The 17621-nt window shown below is 69.8% G+C and carries 18 protein-coding genes and 1 pseudogene; 15 read left to right on the top strand and 4 right to left on the bottom strand.

Annotated features, from left to right (window positions below):
* Window positions 1–366 (bottom strand): hypothetical protein, encoded by a 366-nt coding sequence (locus H7827_RS08495; RefSeq protein WP_432743877.1) that lies wholly within the window; start codon window positions 364–366, stop codon window positions 1–3.
* Window positions 367–567: 201 nt separating this feature from the next.
* Here H7827_RS08495 and H7827_RS08490 point away from each other — a divergent pair, with 201 nt between their 5' ends.
* Together H7827_RS08490 and H7827_RS08485 are read left to right on the top strand one after the other, a co-directional pair.
* A complete protein-coding gene (locus H7827_RS08490) occupies window positions 568–2946 on the top strand; it encodes an immune inhibitor A domain-containing protein (RefSeq protein ID WP_432743875.1) in 2379 nt (792 codons plus the stop codon).
* 120 nt (window positions 2947–3066) lie between these two features.
* Window positions 3067–3408, top strand: coding sequence for a hypothetical protein (locus tag H7827_RS08485; RefSeq protein ID WP_375879288.1), 342 nt, complete (start codon window positions 3067–3069; stop codon window positions 3406–3408).
* 68 nt (window positions 3409–3476) lie between these two features.
* Here the strand turns inward: H7827_RS08485 and H7827_RS08480 are convergent, their stop codons facing one another.
* Window positions 3477–4067 carry an isochorismatase family protein gene (locus H7827_RS08480; protein ID WP_432743872.1) on the bottom strand — a complete coding sequence of 197 codons (591 nt, stop codon included), beginning with the start codon at window positions 4065–4067 and terminating at the stop codon, window positions 3477–3479.
* 140 nt (window positions 4068–4207) lie between these two features.
* On the bottom strand, window positions 4208–5536 hold the full coding sequence (locus tag H7827_RS08475; protein ID WP_386539538.1) for a nicotinate phosphoribosyltransferase: 1329 nt from the start codon (window positions 5534–5536) through the stop codon (window positions 4208–4210).
* 55 nt (window positions 5537–5591) lie between these two features.
* Between H7827_RS08475 and clpS the strand changes: the two genes are divergently transcribed.
* The 7 genes and pseudogenes from clpS (at window position 5592) to rodA (ending at window position 11325) form a co-directional block, all read left to right on the top strand.
* Complete coding sequence (gene clpS / locus H7827_RS08470) at window positions 5592–5903, top strand: ATP-dependent Clp protease adapter ClpS (protein WP_046725786.1); 312 nt, start codon at window positions 5592–5594, stop codon at window positions 5901–5903.
* Window positions 5903–6509: pseudogene (locus H7827_RS08465) on the top strand (DUF2017 domain-containing protein). The gene clpS and the pseudogene H7827_RS08465 overlap by 1 nt, the downstream one beginning before the upstream one ends.
* Window positions 6510–6676: 167 nt before the next feature.
* Window positions 6677–8239 carry an alanine/glycine:cation symporter family protein gene (locus H7827_RS08460; protein WP_432743869.1) on the top strand — a complete coding sequence of 521 codons (1563 nt, stop codon included), beginning with the start codon at window positions 6677–6679 and terminating at the stop codon, window positions 8237–8239.
* 65 nt (window positions 8240–8304) lie between these two features.
* Window positions 8305–8736 (top strand): Mov34/MPN/PAD-1 family protein, encoded by a 432-nt coding sequence (locus H7827_RS08455; protein ID WP_386539543.1) that lies wholly within the window; start codon window positions 8305–8307, stop codon window positions 8734–8736.
* A gap of 98 nt (window positions 8737–8834) precedes the next feature.
* The gene (locus tag H7827_RS08450; protein WP_030736910.1) at window positions 8835–9116 is read left to right on the top strand and encodes a MoaD/ThiS family protein; all 282 of its coding nucleotides are present in this window, start codon (window positions 8835–8837) and stop codon (window positions 9114–9116) included.
* A complete protein-coding gene (locus tag H7827_RS08445; RefSeq protein WP_375879287.1) occupies window positions 9116–10066 on the top strand; it encodes a PLP-dependent cysteine synthase family protein in 951 nt (316 codons plus the stop codon). The genes H7827_RS08450 and H7827_RS08445 overlap by 1 nt, the downstream gene beginning before the upstream one ends.
* Before the next feature lie 107 nt (window positions 10067–10173).
* Window positions 10174–11325, top strand: coding sequence for a rod shape-determining protein RodA (gene rodA / locus H7827_RS08440; RefSeq protein WP_386539584.1), 1152 nt, complete (start codon window positions 10174–10176; stop codon window positions 11323–11325).
* Between the two features lie 5 nt (window positions 11326–11330).
* On the opposite strand, the gene H7827_RS08435 is transcribed toward rodA, so the two are convergent.
* Window positions 11331–11519 (bottom strand): hypothetical protein, encoded by a 189-nt coding sequence (locus H7827_RS08435; RefSeq protein ID WP_386539545.1) that lies wholly within the window; start codon window positions 11517–11519, stop codon window positions 11331–11333.
* A gap of 115 nt (window positions 11520–11634) precedes the next feature.
* Here H7827_RS08435 and H7827_RS08430 point away from each other — a divergent pair, with 115 nt between their 5' ends.
* The 6 genes from H7827_RS08430 (at window position 11635) to H7827_RS08405 (ending at window position 17615) form a co-directional block, all read left to right on the top strand.
* On the top strand, window positions 11635–12390 hold the full coding sequence (locus H7827_RS08430; protein ID WP_364246005.1) for an MBL fold metallo-hydrolase: 756 nt from the start codon (window positions 11635–11637) through the stop codon (window positions 12388–12390).
* Window positions 12391–12412: 22 nt separating this feature from the next.
* A complete protein-coding gene (rph, locus tag H7827_RS08425; RefSeq protein ID WP_386539547.1) occupies window positions 12413–13141 on the top strand; it encodes a ribonuclease PH in 729 nt (242 codons plus the stop codon).
* 212 nt (window positions 13142–13353) lie between these two features.
* Window positions 13354–14403: a LacI family DNA-binding transcriptional regulator gene (locus H7827_RS08420; protein WP_432743866.1), complete on the top strand. Its 1050-nt coding sequence runs from the start codon at window positions 13354–13356 to the stop codon at window positions 14401–14403.
* Window positions 14404–14431: 28 nt separating this feature from the next.
* A complete protein-coding gene (locus tag H7827_RS08415; protein ID WP_386539551.1) occupies window positions 14432–15838 on the top strand; it encodes an ABC transporter substrate-binding protein in 1407 nt (468 codons plus the stop codon).
* Entirely contained in the window at window positions 15835–16707 is an 873-nt protein-coding gene (locus H7827_RS08410) for a carbohydrate ABC transporter permease (protein WP_432743864.1), read from the top strand. Before H7827_RS08415 ends, H7827_RS08410 begins: the two co-directional genes overlap by 4 nt.
* The gene (locus H7827_RS08405; protein ID WP_432743862.1) at window positions 16704–17615 is read left to right on the top strand and encodes a carbohydrate ABC transporter permease; all 912 of its coding nucleotides are present in this window, start codon (window positions 16704–16706) and stop codon (window positions 17613–17615) included. Before H7827_RS08410 ends, H7827_RS08405 begins: the two co-directional genes overlap by 4 nt.
* Window positions 17616–17621: the final 6 nt, after the last annotated feature.

Genomic DNA, 17621 nt, shown 5'->3' with positions numbered 1-17621 from the left:
TCAGACGCGCGCGTGCGAACGCTCCACGGGCCGGTGCGCCGGGCGCTCCGCGGCCCGTTCGGCGGGCGGGGGCCCGGGCTCGGAACGGGCAGCCGAGGGCCGCGACCGGGGCCCGGAGCGGGCCCGCGCGATCATCGTCACGCTGATGCCGAGCACCAGTGCCAGCGCGGCGATCGCCACGAGCGCCGGGGTGGTCTCCGCTCCGGTGGTCAGGAGCAGGACGAGGGTGGTGACCAGGACCGTGCCCGAACCGTAGGCGATCTGCACGGGGGTCGGATGCGGAAGCGGCATGGCGAAGTCCGTCCTGAGGGTGGGGTGCTGGTGCCTGGGGTGCCGTTCGTGGGTCGGGGTGCTACGGGCGTGCATGCCCGCACGCTACGAGCTTGATGCCTCCGGCAGGTGCCGTCGGACCGGAGCATGGGGGGCGCACGGAGTCATATATCAACAGATCGTGAAATGAACATGAGATTCCGTGATCGTTCTCGGCAGGATCTGTCTTTTTGACGTGACCTCGTGTCCAATGCCTGTGATCACAGACCATGTTCGCGACAAAGGACAGACATCAGAGTGAACATTCGAGGCAGATCCACAAGATCTACCACCCTCGCCGCGGCTACGGCCCTCGCCGCCCTGACCGCCGCCGTCCTCGTCCCCGCAGGCACCGCCCAGGCGGCCGCCACCAGCGCCGACGACGCCACCGGAGTCCCCGCCGACCAGCAACTCTTCGCCGCGGAACCGCACCTGGAGAACCCGCTGGGCGAAAAGCGCGAAGCGCTCAAGCAGGAGGCCCACCAGCAGCTGATCACCGGCCAGGCCCGCCCCCGCGCGCAGCACGGCTCCGAGGTGGTCGAGCTGAGCGACGGCGAGTTCGTCGAGGTGGCCACCACCGGCACGGACAAGATCTTCACCATCCTGGTCGAGTTCGGCGACGAGATCCACCCGGAGTTCGGCGGCACCCGCGGCCCGCTGGCCAACGAGATCGCCGAACCGGACCGCTCGGTGGACAACAGCACCATCTGGCAGAAGGACTTCAGCCGGGAGCACTACCAGGAGCTGTACTACGGCACGGACCCCGCCGTCCCGTCCGTCAAGCAGTACTTCGAGAGCCAGTCCTCGGGCCGCTACTCCATCGACGGCACCGTCACCGACTGGGTCAAGGTCGACTACAACGAGGCGCGGTACGGCAACAGCGCCTGCGGGTCCAACGTCTGCCGCTCCGTGTGGGAGGTCGTCACCGACGGCGTCAACGCCTGGTACGACGACCAGATCGCCCGCGGTCTCTCCCCGGACGAGGTCCGCGAGATCCTCTCCGAGTACGACCAGTACGACCGCTACGACTACAACAACGACGGCAACTTCAACGAGCCGGACGGCTACCTCGACCACTTCCAGATCGTGCACGCCGGTGAGGACGCCTCGGCCGGCGGCGGCGCGCAGGGCGACGACGCCATCTGGGCACACCGCTGGTACGCCTACGCCGACCAGGTCGGCCTGACCGGGCCGCCGCAGAACCTCGCCGGCGGCGTGGAGATCGGCGACAGCGGCATCTGGGTCGGCGACTACACCATCCAGCCCGAGAACGGCGGCGTCGGCGTCTTCGCCCACGAGTACGCGCACGACCTGGGCCTGCCCGACCTGTACGACACCTCGGGCGGTGAGAACGGCACCGGCTTCTGGTCGGCGATGTCCTCCGGTTCGTGGCTGAGCGACAAGAACGACGGCGCGATCGGCACCCTGCCCAACGACATGGGCCCGTGGGAGAAGCTGCAACTGGGCTGGCTGGACTACGACGTGGCCCGGGCCGCGACCCGCTCCACCCACGTCCTGGGCGCCTCCGCGGACCAGTTCCCCGAGGGCAACCGCCGCTTCGACTCCCAGGCGCTGGTGGTCGAACTGCCCGCCAAGACCGTCACCACCGATCTGGTCGCCCCCGCCCAGGGCGAGACCCAGTGGTGGAGCGGCAGCGGCGACAGCCTGTCCAACACCCTCGCCCGCACCGTCGACCTGACCGGCGCGTCCACCGCCTCCCTGGATCTCAGCGGCTGGTGGAGCATCGAGGAGGACTACGACTTCCTGTACGTGGAGGCCTCCACCGACGGCGGCGCCACCTTCACCCCGCTGGCCGGTACGGGCGACGGCGCGCCGCTGCCCACCGACAGCGCCGGACGCACCGCGCTGCACGGTGAGTCGGGCGGCCAGGTGGCCCTGTCCTACCCGCTGGACGCCTTCGCCGGGCAGACCATCGAACTGCGCTTCCGCTACCTCACCGACGGTGCGCTGGCCGAACTCGGCTTCACCGCCGACGAGATCACCATCACCGCCGACGGCGCCACCGTCTTCTCCGACGACGCCGAGAACGGCGAGGGCGACTGGAAGGTGAACGGCTTCTCCCTCGTGGGAGCCTCGATCACCGACGACTACCCGCAGTTCTACATCGCGGAGAACCGCCAGTACACCGGCTTCGACCGGACGCTGAAGCACGGCCCGTACAACTTCGGCTTCCTGGACACGAAGGACGACTGGGTCGAGCACTACGCCTACCAGTCGGGTCTGCTGGTGTGGCTGTGGGACACCTCGCAGAGCAACAACAACACCCGCCAGCACCCGGGTGAGGGCCTGATCCTGCCCGTCGACGCCTCCCCGGTGGCCGAGAAGTGGTCGGACGGCACGCTGTTGCGCAACCGCATCCAGTCCCGGGACGCCACCTTCAGCCTGTACTCGACGCCGAAGCTGACGCTGCACAAGGACAGCGTGGCCACCACGCTGCCCGGGCACCGCGGCGTGCCGGTCTTCGACGACCGCAAGGGCGACTACTGGGACCCGGCGAACCCGTGGAACAGCGTGGTCGTGCCGGACACCAACACCAAGATCACCATCCTGACTCAGTCGCCCACCGGCAGCGGCAAGATCCCGATGGTCCTCCAGGTGGCGCCCAGCACACGATGACCCCGCGTAGTCGCACGATCACCTGATGTCTTCCGGCCGTCGCCCCTTGTAGGGCGGCGGCCGGTCGGGTGAGTATGGCGGGGTCCCCCCACTCACCGGGACCTCGAGGAAAGGTGTCTCATGGCCGACGGAGGCTTTGTCCGGCTGCCCGACGGCAGCGTCGTGGTCGCGCTGCAGCTGCCGCGCCCGGCGACCCACGACCGGATCCGGGTGCTGGTGCACGCCGCGAACCGGGCCAGGGCGCTGACCAGGCTGCGGAACCTGGGGCTGCGCGCCGTGTACCTGCGCGGCAACACGGCCCCGCCGACCCCGGACGAGATCACCGCCGTGCTGCACCACCCCGACGGGGCCCTGTGGCGCTGCAGCCCGCACCACGAGACGGAGCGCTGGCGCCCGATGGCCGCGCTGTGGGGCGCCACCCGCGCCCGTACCTCGCAGGAGGCACACATCTGGGCGGCGTGAGCCCGCGCCCGCCCCGCACGCCGCTCACCCCGCCCCGCTCACCCCCGCGCGCCCCCTGAGGGCGCGGCTCAGCCGGCGACGATCGCCTTGCCGGACAGTTCCACCCCGGCGTTCTCCAGCTCCCGCAGCGCCGCCTCCACGGTCTGCTGGCTGACCCCGGCGGTCAGGTCCAGCAGCACGTGGGTGCGGAACCCGGCGCGCACCGCGTCCAGCGCGGTGGCCTTCACACAGTGGTCGGTGGCGATCCCCACCACGTCGACCTCGGTCACCTGGTGGGCGCGCAGCCAGTCCGCGAGCGTGTTGCCATCGGCGTCGGCGCCCTCGAAGCCGCTGTACGCCGCCTCGTAGGCCCCCTTGTCGAAGCAGGCGTCGATCGCTCCGGAGGCGACGGCGGGGGCGAAGTTCGGGTGGAAACCGATCCCCTCCGTACCCGCCACGCAGTGCCGCGGCCAGGAGTCCCGGAAGTCCGGGGTGTCGGAGAAGTGGTCACCGGGATCGATGTGGTGATCACGGGTGGCCACCACGTGCCGGTAGCCGGGAGTGCTGTCCCCGATCAGATCCGTGATGGCGGCCGCCACGTCGGCTCCGCCGGCGACCGGCAGGGCACCCCCTTCGCAGAAGTCGTTCTGTACGTCGACGACGATGAGTGCGCGGTGCATGACGAACACCCTTTCGCTGGTTCCGGTCTCGAACGGTATCGGGTGCAAGGCCGACCACTTCCGAGGCTACGGCTGTGGCGTGCCCGGGGGCGAGGGCTCACGGCGGGGGCACGGTCACAGCCTGCGGTCGTGCTTTGGCCTCAGATGTACTCCGTGCGCAGGACGGGCTCCCCCTGGGACAGCTGGGTGGCCGACAGGGGCAGCAGGTCACGGGCCGCCCGGTGCCGGTCACGGGCGGCGTCCAGCCGCTCGCGCGCGACCGCGCGCCCCTCCCGCATCAGCTCCACGCTCAGCAGCCGCCCGGACAGCTCGGGCGGCACCTCGCCGGTGCCGATGACCTCGGACTCGGCGATCCCGTCCGCGTCCGGGCGGCGTGCCGCCCACTTCACCCCGCCGATGGAGAGCTTCCCGCCGGAGGACTTCTTGGCCACCGGCTCCAGGGGCGCGTCCGGCCCGTCCCCGGTGGCGCGGGCGACCATCTTGTACACCATGGAGCAGGTCGGGTGCCCGCTGCCGGTCACCAGCCGGGTGCCGACCCCGTACGCGTCCACCGGCGCGGCGGCCAGCGAGGCGATCGCGTACTCGTCCAGATCGCTGGTGACCACGATCCGGGTGTCCCGGGCGCCCAGCTCGTCCAGCTGGCGGCGCACCCGGTGGGCGACCAGCAGCAGGTCGCCGGAGTCGATGCGGACCGCGCCGAGGCCGGGCCCGGCCACCTCCACGGCGGTGCGCACCGCCTCGGTCACGTCGTAGGTGTCCACGAGCAGGGTGGTCCCGGTGCCCAGCGCGTCGACCTGGGCGACGAAGGCGTCCCGCTCGCTGTCGTGCAGCAGGGTGAAGGCGTGCGCGCTGGTGCCCACGGTGGGGATGCCGTAGCGGAAGCCGGCGGCCAGGTCGGAGGTGGAGGAGAAGCCGCCGACGTACGCGGCGCGCGAGGCGGCGACGGCGGCCAGCTCGTGGGTGCGCCGGGCGCCCATCTCGATCAGCGGGCGGCCGGCGGCGGCCACGTCCATCCGGGAGGCGGCGGCGGCGATGGCCGAGTCGTGGTTGAGGATCGACAGGATCACCGTCTCCAGCAGGACGCACTCGGCGAAGGTGCCGGAGACCTGCAGGACGGGCGAGCCGGGGAAGTACACCTCCCCCTCGGGGTAGCCGCGCACGGTGCCGGTGAAGCGGTAGTCGGCCAGCCAGCGCAGCGTGGGCTCGTCCACGACCCGCGCCTCGCGCAGATAGTCCAGCAGGGGTGGGTCGAAGCGGAAGTTCTCCACGGCGTCCAGCACGCGGCCGGTGCCGGCCAGCACACCGTAGCGGCGGCCTTCGGGAAGGCGCCGGGTGAAGACCTCGAAGACGGTGCGGCGGTGCGCGGTTCCGGCGCGCAGCGCGGCCTGCAGCATGGTCAGCTCGTACTGATCGGTGAACAGCGCGGTCGAGGGCACCGCCACCGGCAGTCCCAGCTCCAAGTCATCCATGGGGACAGCGTACCCCCCATCTCGTCAAAGTGACGATATTGGGGTGTGTGGCAGCATGGGACCTGTGAGTGCCATCCCCATGGAGGTCGAGCGCACCCAGTCCGAGGAAGCTCCGGTGCAGGTGCCCGAGCCCGAGGTGCCGTGGGTGACGATCGTGCACAACGACCCCGTTAACCTGATGAGTTATGTGACCTACGTCTTTCAGGCGTATTTCGGCTATTCGAAGGACAAGGCCAAGAAGCTGATGCTCGACGTACATCACAAGGGCCGGGCCGTGGTCTCCGAGGGGAGCCGCGAGGAAATGGAGCGGGACGTGCAGGCGATGCACGGCTACGGCCTGTGGGCGACGCTCTCCCAGGACCGGTGATGACGGGTTACTTCGAACGCGCGGGTAGTCCGGACGGCGGCGCGGCGGTCGCGCTGGACGAGATCGAGATCTCCATTCTGCGCAGCCTCGCCGTCCAGCTGGTGGAACTGATCGGTCCCGGCGGGCGGGCCGAGAGCGTCGGTGACGAACTCGACGCGCTGTTTTCCGAGGGGCCGAGCGAAGCGCCCACCGATCCCGCGCTCGCCCGGCTGTTCCCGGACGCCTATCACGGCCCCGACGACGACGATCAGGATGAGCGTTCCCGGGAGCACTCGGCGGAGTTCCGCCGCTTCACCGAAGATGATCTGCGGGCCGGCAAACGGGAAAAATCTGCTGACCGTCATCCGGGCACTGGACGGCCTCTCCGGGCAGGAAAACGGGCCCGGCGGGGCAGTTCTCACGCTCACGCCGGAGGAATCGCAGGCGTGGCTGCGCGCCCTGAACGATCTCCGGCTGGCCATCGGTGTGCGGCTGGACATCAGCAAGGACGATGACAGCGACCGGCTGTTCCATCTCCCCGACGAGGACCCGGACAAGCCTTTGGTGATGGCCTATCTGTGGCTGGGAGGCCTTCAGGAATCGCTGATCGCCACTCTGTTGCCCTGACCCGTCCGGGTATGGGGGTGTGGGTAATGTGACCATGGCCCACTGTGTGACGTGCACCACATCGTGTTCACAGTGTTGCGTGGTAGGAAATTCCCCATCTGAAATGGCCCCTGCGCACGAAGCGCAGTGTCTTTCTTCCCCACCAGCAGCCAGAGGAATCCCCACCCATGTCCTGGACTGATGACGTCGACAAGGCGATCAGCGACTTCTTCGACCCGCTCAGCAGCACGCTGTCGGACATCGTCTTCTACAACGTCCCGGTCTTCGGGGCCGAATTTCCGGTGATCGTGGCCTGGCTGGCGATCGCCGGACTCGTCTTCACCATCTACTTCGGCTTCGCCCAGATCCGCTACCTCAAGCTCGCCCTCAAGTTTGTCAGCGGGAAGTATGAGCAAAAGGATGCGCCCGGCGAAATCAGTCACTTCCAGGCGCTGACCTCCGCGGTCTCCGGCACCGTCGGCCTCGGAAATATCGCCGGTGTGGCCGTCGCCGTCTCCCTGGGTGGCCCGGGTGCCACCTTCTGGATGATTCTGTGCGGCTTCCTCGGCATGGCGACGAAATTCGTCGAATGCACCCTTGGGGTGAAATACCGCGAGATCGATGAGAACGGCCGGGTCACCGGCGGCCCCATGCTCTACCTGCGCAAGGGACTCGCCGAGCGCGGCCTGCCCCAGCTCGGCCGGCTGATAGCTGCCCCCGCCGCGCTGATGGTGCTGCTCTTCGCGCTCTTCGGCGGCAACGTCCTCCAGGTCAACCAGTCCCTGGAGCAACTCACCTCGGTCACCCAGGACAGCACCGACTTCTTCACGGGCTCCGCCGGCGCGCTCCTGTTCGGCGTGGTGGTCTCCGTGCTGGTCGGTCTGGTGCTGCTGGGCGGCATCAAGTCCATCGGCGCGGTCACCTCCAAGCTGGTGCCCGGCATGGCGATCCTCTACGTCACCGCCTGTCTGATCGTCATCCTCTTCAACGTCGGCCAGGTGCCCGACGCGATCAGCACCATCATCACCGGCGCCTTCAGCCCCGAAGGTGTCACCGGCGGTGTGATCGGCGCCCTGATCCAGGGCTTCCGGCGGGCGGCCTTCTCCAACGAGGCGGGCGTCGGCTCCGCCCCCATCGCCCACTCGGCGGTCAAGACCAAGCGTCCCGCCACCGAGGGCCTGGTCGCGATGATCGAGCCGTTCATCGACACCGTCGTCATCTGCACCATGACCGCCCTGACCATCATCATCGCCAGCGGCCCGGTCTACGAGGCCGCCCGGCAGTCCGACGAGCCGGTGGGTATCTCCATCACCTCGGACGCGTTCGCCACCGCGCTGCCCTGGTTCCCGAACATCCTCACCGTCGCGGTGCTGCTGTTCGCCTTCTCCACGCTGATCACCTGGTCGTACTACGGACAGAAGTCCTGGCACTACCTCTTCGGCGCCTCCAAGGTCAGCGACACCCTCTACAAGCTGGTGTTCTGCTTCTTCGTCATCATCGGCGCCATGATGTCGCTCGGCTCCCTGGTGGACCTCTCCGACAGCGCGCTGTTCCTGGCCGCCGTCTTCAACATCATCGGGCTCTACCTGCTGGCCCCGGTCGTGAAGAAGGAGCTGAAGAAGGTCCTGGAGTACGTCCGGCGCCGCGACGCCGGGCACTCCGAGGAGGACATCGAGGCCGACGAGCGCGCCGCGGAAGCCGCCGAGGCCGCCGCCCGCACCGCCGGCAAGGAGCCCCTGGTCAAGGACTGACCCCGGCAGACACCACCCGCCCCCGGCCCGCCACGGCGGCCGGGGGCGGTCGTATGGTGGGCCGCATGCTGACCATCACCCAGGAGCTGCACGACGCGATCCTCGCCCACGCCCGCAGGGACCACCCGGACGAGGCCTGCGGCGTCATCGCCGGACCGGCCGGCGGCGACCGCCCCGAGCGCTTCATCCCGATGCTCAACGCGGCCCGCTCGCCCACGTTCTACGAGTTCGACTCCGGTGATCTGCTGCGCCTGTACCGGGAGCTGGACGACCGCGACGAGGAGCCGGTGGTCATCTACCACTCGCACACCGCCACCGAGGCGTACCCCTCCCGCACCGACATCTCCTACGCCGGCGAGCCCGGCGCCCACTACGTGCTGGTCTCCACCGCCGAGTGCGGCAACGACGAAGGCCCCTTCTCCTTCCGCTCCTTCCGCATCGTGGACGAGGAGGTCACCGAGGAGGAGGTCCGCATCGTGGACACCTACGGCGGCTGACCGGGAATCGATACGATGACCGCATGGTTGTCCCAGGCGTGCGCGGGCCCCGACCGGGCGCGCACACGGCCCGCCGTACCATCTGATCTGGAGCTTTCATGGCCATCGAGGTCCGCATCCCGACCATCCTGCGCACCTACACCGACGGCGAGAAGGCCGTGAACGGGGCCGGTGCGAACCTGGCCGAGCTGATCACGGACCTGGAGTCCCGGCACCCCGGCATCGAGGCCAGGCTGATCGACGACAAGGGCGAACTGCGCCGCTTCGTCAACGTCTATCTGAACGACGAGGACGTCCGCTTCCTGTCCGGCATCTCCACCGAGCTGGGCGACGGGGACCAGGTCACCATCCTGCCCGCCGTCGCCGGGGGCGCGCGCTGATGCGCTTCGACTCCCCGCTGGCCTCGGTCGGCAACACCCCCCTGGTGCGGCTGCCGAGGCTCTCCCCCTCCGACACGGTCCGGGTCTGGGCCAAGCTGGAGGACCGCAACCCGACCGGCTCCGTCAAGGACCGGCCCGCCCTCCACATGATCGAGCAGGCGGAGAAGGCGGGCCGGCTCACCCCCGGCTGCACCATCCTGGAGCCCACCTCGGGCAACACCGGGATCTCGCTGGCCATGGCCGCCAAGCTCAAGGGCTACTCGATGGTGTGCGTCATGCCGGAGAACACCTCCGCCGAACGCCGCCAGCTGCTCGCCATGTGGGGCGCCGAGATCATCTCCTCCCCGGCGGCCGGCGGCTCCAACACGGCCGTACGGGTCGCCAAGGAACTGGCCGCCGAGCACCCCGAGTGGGTGATGCTCTACCAGTACGGCAACCCGGACAACGCCGGTGCGCACTACGCCACCACCGGCCCGGAGATCCTCGCCGACCTGCCCTCCGTGACCCACTTCGTTGCCGGTCTGGGCACCACCGGCACCCTGATGGGCGTCGGCCGCTACCTGCGCGAGCAGCGCCCGGACGTGCGGATCGTGGCCGCCGAGCCGCGCTACGACGACCTGGTGTACGGGCTGCGCAACCTGGACGAGGGCTTCATCCCCGAGCTGTACGACGCCTCCGTCCTCACCACCCGTTTCTCGGTCGGCTCCGAGGACGCGGTGCGCCGCACCCGTGAGCTGCTGGAGCAGGAGGGCATCTTCGCCGGGGTCTCCACCGGCGCGGTGCTGCACGCCGCGCTGGGCGTCGCCCGCAAGGCGGTACGGGCCGGGGACGAGGCCGACATCGTCTTCGTCGTCGCGGACGGCGGCTGGAAGTACCTGTCCACCGGCATCTACACGGCGGCCAGCACCGAGGAAGCCGTGGAACTGCTCCAGGGCCAGCTCTGGGCCTGACAGCCACCCCCGCGCCCGCTTCACGCTGAGTGTCGGTGTGCTCACGTACAGTCCATGACGTGAGTGTGCACAGCTATACCGGCCGGCAGACCGAGGCCCAGCGGCCCATGTGGCGCTGGTTCACGGACCGGGACTCGATCGCGCGGCGCCTGGACTGGCCGCTGCTGGGCGCCGCGCTGGCCCTGTCCCTGCTCGGCGCCACCGTGGTCTACTCGGCCACCCGCGCCCGTACCGACCTCACCGGCGACGACCCGTACTTCTTCCTGATGCGGCACCTGCTGAACATCGGCATCGGCTGCGGCCTGGCCGCCCTGGTGGTCTGGCTGGGGCACAGCAGACTGCGCGACCTGGTCCCCGTGCTGTACGCGGGCACCCTGCTGCTGTGCCTGCTGGTGCTCAGCCCGCTGGGCAGCAATGTGAACGGCTCCCAGAGCTGGATCCAGCTGGGCGGCGGTTTCGCGTTCCAGCCCTCCGAGCTGGTGAAGGTGTCCGTCATCCTGGCGATGGCCACCCTGCTCGCCGCCGGGGTGGAGGGCGACAACAACTCGGTGCCCGACACCCCCGCCGTGCTGCGGGCGCTGGGCCTGGTCGCGGTCCCCGCGGTGCTCATCCTGGCCACCCCCGACGTGGGGACGACCCTGGTGCTGGCGGCCATCGCGCTCGGCGTGCTGATGTCCTCCGGCGCCGCGCGCCGCTGGATCATCGGCCTGGTGACGGCCGGGCTGCTGCTGGCCGTCGCGGTGTGGCTGCTGGGCGTGCTCGACCAGTACCAGATCAACCGGTTCGCGGCCTTCGCCAACCCCGCCCTCGACCCGGCGGGGGTCGGGTACAACACCAACCAGGCGCGGATCGCGATCGGTTCGGGCGGACTGTTCGGACAGGGCCTGTTCCACGGGAGCCAGACGCTGGGTCAGTTCGTGCCCGAGCAGCACACCGACTTCATCTTCACGGTGGTGGGGGAGGAGCTCGGCTTCGTGGGCGGGGCGGCGGTCATCGGCCTGTTCGGCGTCATCATGTGGCGCGGCTGCGTGATCGCCATGAAGTCCCCGGACGTGTACGGCACGATCGTGGCCGGCGGCATCGTCACCTGGATCGCCTTCCAGTCCTTCGAGAACATGGGTATGGCCCTGGGCATCATGCCGGTCACCGGGGTGCCGCTGCCGTTCCTGTCCTACGGGGGCTCCTCCACCTTCGCGATCTGGATCGCGGTGGGGCTGCTGCTGGCCATCCAGGTGCGCCGCAAGACGAAACTGAACTAGCGCGCTCAGCCCCGGCCGGCGGGCCCGTCACCTCTGCCGTTCCCGTCGTCCCGGTGTCCGCCGCCGCCCCGGGGCCGCCGCCGGCGCGCCCGCCCGGAGCCGTGCGTACCGAGCCGGGCGACGCCGTCGACGAGCGCGGCGACCAGCGCCACACCGGCGATCACCAACAGGACAATCCACCACAAGACGTCCACGCTCCGACCGTACCCCGCCACGGTGATTCCGCCCACACCGCGCTGCGGCCGGGGAGCGGGCGGCCCCCGTGCGACTTACAGTCATTCGAACCCCACCACGGAGGTTCCCCCGTCCATGAAGCTCACCGTCGTCGGCTGCTCGGGGTCGTTCCCGTCCGCGGACTCGGCCTGTTCCAGCTACCTCATCGAGGCCGAGGGCTACCGGCTGCTCCTTGATCTGGGCAATGGCGCCCTCGGCGAGCTGCAGAAATACACGGGTCTGTATGACATCGACGCGATCGCGCTCAGTCATCTGCATCCGGACCACTGCATCGACATGTGCGCGTACTTCGTCGCCCGTTACTACCGCTACGAGGGCGGTCGCTGCGAGCCGATCCCGGTCTACGGGCCGGAGAACACCGAGCGGCGGCTGACCACGGCGTACGACGACACGCCGTCGGAGAAGTCGATGAGCGAGGTCTTCGACTTCCGCTCCCTCAGCGCGGGCGGCACCTATCAGCTCGGCCCGCTGACCGTGCGCACCGACCGGGTGACGCACCCGGTGGAGACCTACGGCTTCCGCATCGAACACCGCGGCCGCGCGCTGTGCTATTCGGGTGACACCGGGGAGTGCGGCAACCTCACCGAGCTGGCCAGGGACGCCGATCTCTTCCTGTGCGAGGCGTCCTTCACCCACGGCAAGGAGGACATCGGCGAGCTGCATCTCAACGGCCGGCAGGCCGGGGAGTGCGCGCGCCGCGCCGGGGCCGGGCAACTGGTGCTCACCCACATCCCGCCGTGGACGGACCCGCTGACCAATCTGCGCGACGCCCGGGAGGTCTTCGAGGGGCCGGTGGAACTGGCCAGGCCAGGGGCGGTCTACCGGATCTGAGGCCGCACACTAGGCTCGCCGCATGTCTCGTATCGACGGCCGCAAGGCCGACCAGCTCCGACCCGTCAGCATCGAGCGCGGCTGGAGCAAGCACGCCGAGGGTTCCGTGCTGGTGTCCTTCGGGGACACCAAGGTGCTGTGCACCGCCAGCTTCACCGAGGGCGTGCCGCGCTGGCGGCGCGGCAGCGGCGAGGGCTGGGTCACCGGCGAGTACGCGATGCTGCCCCGGGCCACCAACACCCGGGGCGACCGTGAGTCGGTCCGCGGCAAGATCGGCGGACGCACCCACGAGATCTCCCGGCTGATCGGCCGCTCGCTGCGCGCCGTCGTCGACTTCAAGGCCCTGGGCGAGAACACCATCGTGCTGGACTGCGACGTGCTCCAGGCCGACGGCGGGACCCGTACCGCCGCCATCACCGGCGCCTACGTGGCACTGGCGGACGCGATCGCCTGGGGGCGCACCCGCAAGCTCGTCAAGGGCAAGGGGCAGCCGCTGACCGGCACGGTCTCCGCGGTGAGCGTCGGCATCATCGGCGGGGTGCCGATGCTGGACCTGGCCTACGAGGAGGACGTGCGGGCGGGCACCGACATGAACGTGGTGTGCACCGGGGACGGCCGGTTCATCGAGGTGCAGGGCACCGCCGAGGGGGTCCCGTTCGCCCGGCACGAGCTGGACGCGCTGCTGGATCTCGCGGTGGCCGGCTGCGCCGAGCTGGACACGGCGCAGCGGGCGGCGCTGGCCGCCGACTGAGCGCACGGCGAGCGCGCTCTCCGCCGAAGGGGCGGCTACCCACAGTGATGGTGAGGTGGCTGCCCCTTTCCGTTGTCCGGTATTCCGAACGGATTTCAGGATTCCGAACACAATCCGGCAGAAAGTCTTGACGCCCCCATCGGCTCTCCCTAGCGTATCCGGCACCGCTTGACTACGCAGTCAACGGGGGTCGCTGGCAAAGGAGCTGGTGCATGTCGAGCCGCATATCCATGAGGGATGTCGCCCGCCGGGCCGGGGTGTCCCAGAAAACCGTTTCCCGTGTCGTCAACGACGAACCCCACGTCTCCCCGGAACTACGGGAACGCGTCCGCCAGGAGATAGAACAACTCGGCTACCGGCCCAATACGTTCGCCCGCGCGCTGGTCACCAGAAGGTCCCGCAGAATCGGCCTCATCTCCACCGGCAGCGGCTATTTCGGCCCCGCGTCACTCCTCAGCGGATTGCAGCGCGCCGCCCACGCCGAAGGCTATGACGTCAGCGTCATCCACGCCGACGAACACGACCCGGAAGAAGCCGGCCGCGCCGTATGGCAATTGGTCGGCCAGGGCATCGACGCCATCGCGCTGTGCGGCCCGATCGGCTCCGCCGAAATCGCCCGGCACATTCCCCACGACATTCCCGTCCTGCGCGTCGACCTCCCCGAAAGCCCGGCCGGCACCGGCACCGACGGCCACCACGTGCTCTTCGTCGGCAACGACGACATCTCCGCCGCCACCGAGGCCACCTCCCACCTGCTGCGCCTGGGCCACCGCACCGTGCACCACCTCGCCGGACCGCCCCGCTGGGCCGTCACCGGCTACCGCGAACGCGGCTGGCGCACCGCCCTGGACCTGGCCGGCGCCCCCTGCCCCGACGTGCGCCGCGGCGACTGGAGCCCCGCCTCCGGCTACCACGCCACCCGCGAACTGCTCAGGGACGGCACCCTCACCGCCCTGTTCGCCGCCAACGACCAGATGGCCATCGGCGCGGTCCACGCCATCGAACGCAGCGGCCGCCGGGTCCCCGAGGACGTCAGCGTCATCGGCTTCGACGACATCCCCGAGGCCGCCTACCTCTCCGTCCCGCTGACCACCGTCCGGCAGGACTTCGCCCGGATCGCCGCCGAGGGCATGCACCGGCTGGTCGCCGCCCTCGGCACCACGGCCCGACCCGCCGACCCCGGCCCCGCCGGCGCCACCATCCCCGCCCAGCTCATCCACCGTGCCTCCACCGCGCCCCCGCCCGCGGCCGGCCCGGCCTGAGCACAGCACACCAGGAACAGGGACGACGATGACCCCAACCCCTGGCCGGCGGCCCACCCCGACCCCCGGCCCCCACCCACAACCCCCCGGCATCTCCCGCCGCCACCTGCTGCGCGCCGCCGGCGGCCTGGGCGCCGCCGCCGCGCTCGCCCCCGCCCTCGGCGCCTGCGCCGCCGCCACACCCAACGCCGAACCCCTCACCTCGGGCCGCGCCGACATCTCCTTCTGGACCCACGACGACGCCTACGTCGACTTCTTCCGCACCGCCGCCGACGCCGCCACCGGCTCCCCCTTCACCTGGAACCTGCGGCCCACCCGGGCCGGCGCCGCCGACGTGGTCACCAAGACCATCGCCCAGGCCATCGCCGGACGCGGCACCCCCGACGTCGCCGGCTTCGAACTCGGCGCCTTCACCCGCCTGCTGCGCGGCGACATCGCCCCCGAACTTCTCGAAGACCTCACCGGACACCTGGACCCCGCCGTCCGCGAGGACCTGCTGACGGTGCGCACCGAACCGTTCAGCAAGGACGGCGCCCTGTACGCGCTGGACTCCGACGCGCCGCTGGTCGTCTACTACTACCGCGAGCCGGAGTTCGCCCGCTACGGGATACCCACCGACCTCGGCAGCTGGGAGGAGTTCGCCGAAGCCGGCACCCGCCTCGCCGACCGGCACGGCATCGCGCTGGCCGCCGTCCCCACCGGCAGCGACCTGCCGCAGATCCTCCAGTCCTTCGAAATGCTGCTGCTCCAGCGCGGCGGCCGGCTCTTCGACGCCGACGGCACCCTCACCCTGGACACCCCCGAGGCCGAGGACACCCTGCGCTTCCTCGCCGAAGGCGTCCAGCGCGGCTACCTCACCACCGTCTCCGACTACTACGGCCCCAGCATGCAGGCCGCCCTGAAGACCGGAAAGGTCATCGGCCAGTGGATGGCCAGCTGGTACAAGGTGTACGGGCTCATCGCCAACGTGCCCGAACAGTCCGGGCAGTGGCGGATCCGCCCGCTGCCCGTCTTCACGGGCGGCGGCGGCCGGACCTCCTTCGCCGGCGGCACCGGATTCGCCGCCCTGCGCGGCAAGCGCAACACCCTCGCCGGCGTCGAACTCGTCAAGGCCGCCTACCTCAACCCCGCCGAACAGATCCGCCGCTACCAGGTGCTCGGCTACCTGCCCAGCCTCCGCTCCGTCTTCAACGACCCGGCGCTCTCCCTCATCGAGGACGAATACTGCGGCGGCCAGCGCATGTTCGAGGTCTACCGGGACGTCATCGACGAAGCCCCCGTGCTCTACCTCAGCGCCGACCGCTCCATCCTCGACACCGTCCTCAGCGGATATCTGCTGCGCGCCTATCAGGGCCGCACCTCACCGCGCGAAGCGCTGCGCTCCGCCGCACGCGATTTCGCCGGCCAGACCCGAACCCGGGGAGGAGCCCGATGACCTCCCGCAGAAACCTCGCGCCATACGCGTTCATCGCCCCCTTCTACGTGCTCTACGGCCTGTTCATGGTCGTGCCGATCGGCGTCGCCTGCTATCTCAGCCTCACCGAATGGGTCGGCCTCGGCACACCCGCCTTCATCGGATTCGACAATTTCACCGACCTCGCCCGCGACACGAGTTTCCACAAAGCACTCGGCAATTCCCTGATCTTCATCCTCGTGTCGCTCTTCCTCGTGGTGCCCTGCGCCCTGCTCATCGCCCAACTCCTCAACACCAGGGGACTGCGGGCCCGCGATCTGTTCCGGGTCACCTTCTTCCTCCCCATGGTGCTGTCACCCATCGTGATCGCGCTGCTGTACAGCCTGCTGCTCGACCGCGAGTACGGCCTCGTCAACTCCGTACTGCGGGCCCTGTTCGGCTTCGGCGGCGCCGACTGGCTCGGCGACCCCACCCTCGCCAAGGTCTCCATCGGCTTCGTCCTGCTGTGGCGCTGGACCGGCTACCTCACCATCTTCTTCCTCGCCGCCCTCCAGGCCGTGCCCCGCGAACTGTACGAATCCTCCGAACTGGACGGCGCGGGCACACTGCGGCAGTTCACCACCGTCACGCTGCCCTCCATCCGCCCCGTCACCGCCTTCGTCGTGGTGACCTCCTTCATCGGCGCCGCCCAGCTCTTCGACGAGCCCTACCTGATCACCGGCGGCGGACCCGGCGAGGAAACCCTGACCGTGGCCCAGTTCGTGTACCGCGCCGCCTTCGAACGCCAGCAGTTCGGCTACGCGGCGGCGGCCGGTCTCGTCCTGTTCGTCATCGTGTTCGGCCTCAGCCAGCTCCTCAACCGGCTGCTGCGCATCGGGAGGACCGCATGAGCGCCACCCGCACCACCACCGCATCCGGCGGCCCCACCGCCACCCGACCCACCCGACCCACCCGGCCCCACCGGCCGCGCCGCCGCCGCTCCCTGCCCGCCCGGATCGCCCTGTACGGCACCCTGAGCCTGCTCCTGCTGGTCTTCGCCGCGCCGCTGCTGTGGGCGCTGTCCGGCTCCTTCAAGCCGCGCGGCGACATCTTCGACTACCCGCCCACCCTCGTCCCCGACCCCGCCACCACCGAGAACTACCGCAACCTGCTCGGCGGCCAGCCCTTCTGGAACTGGTTCGCCATCTCCGTCGTCACCGCGCTGATCGCCACCACCATCGCCGTCTTCGTCTGCGCCCTGGCCGGCTTCGCCTTCGCCAAATACCGGTTCGCCGGCAAGAAGGTGCTGTTCAACGTGATGTTCAGCTCGCTGTCCGTGCCCTTCGCGGTGATCCTGGTCCCGCTGTTCATCCTGGTGGTCAAGTCAGGACTCGCCAACCCCTGGTTCGCGCTGATCGTCCCCTGGGTCGCCCCCGCCTTCGGGATCTTCATGATGCAGCAGTACATCATCCAGTCCATCCCGGACGAGATCCTCGAAGCCGCCCGCCTCGACGGCAACAGCGAGTTCGGCATCTTCCACCGCGTCGTCCTGCCGCTGCTGCGGCCCTCCCTCGGCGCCCTCGGCGTATGGCAGTTCCTCCAGAGCTACAACAGCTTCCTGTGGCCCCTGGTCCTCATCTCCGACACGGACCAGTACACCCTGCCGCTCGGCCTCAACATCCTCTTCCGCGCCGAATCCCGCGCCTTCGACCTGGTCCTGCCCGGAGCCGTCCTCGCCTCCGTCCCGACCATCGCCGTCTTCCTGCTGCTGCGCAAACAACTGCTCGAAGGACTCTCCGCCGGCGCGGTCAAAGGCTGACGCCAC

It is taken from the genome of Streptomyces sp. JH002 (assembly GCF_050916115.1).
GTDB classification, from domain to species: Bacteria; Actinomycetota; Actinomycetes; order Streptomycetales; family Streptomycetaceae; genus Streptomyces; species Streptomyces xiamenensis.
The sequence above is the reverse complement of the archived record's forward strand: the minus strand, read 5'-3'. Positions and strand labels throughout refer to the sequence as shown.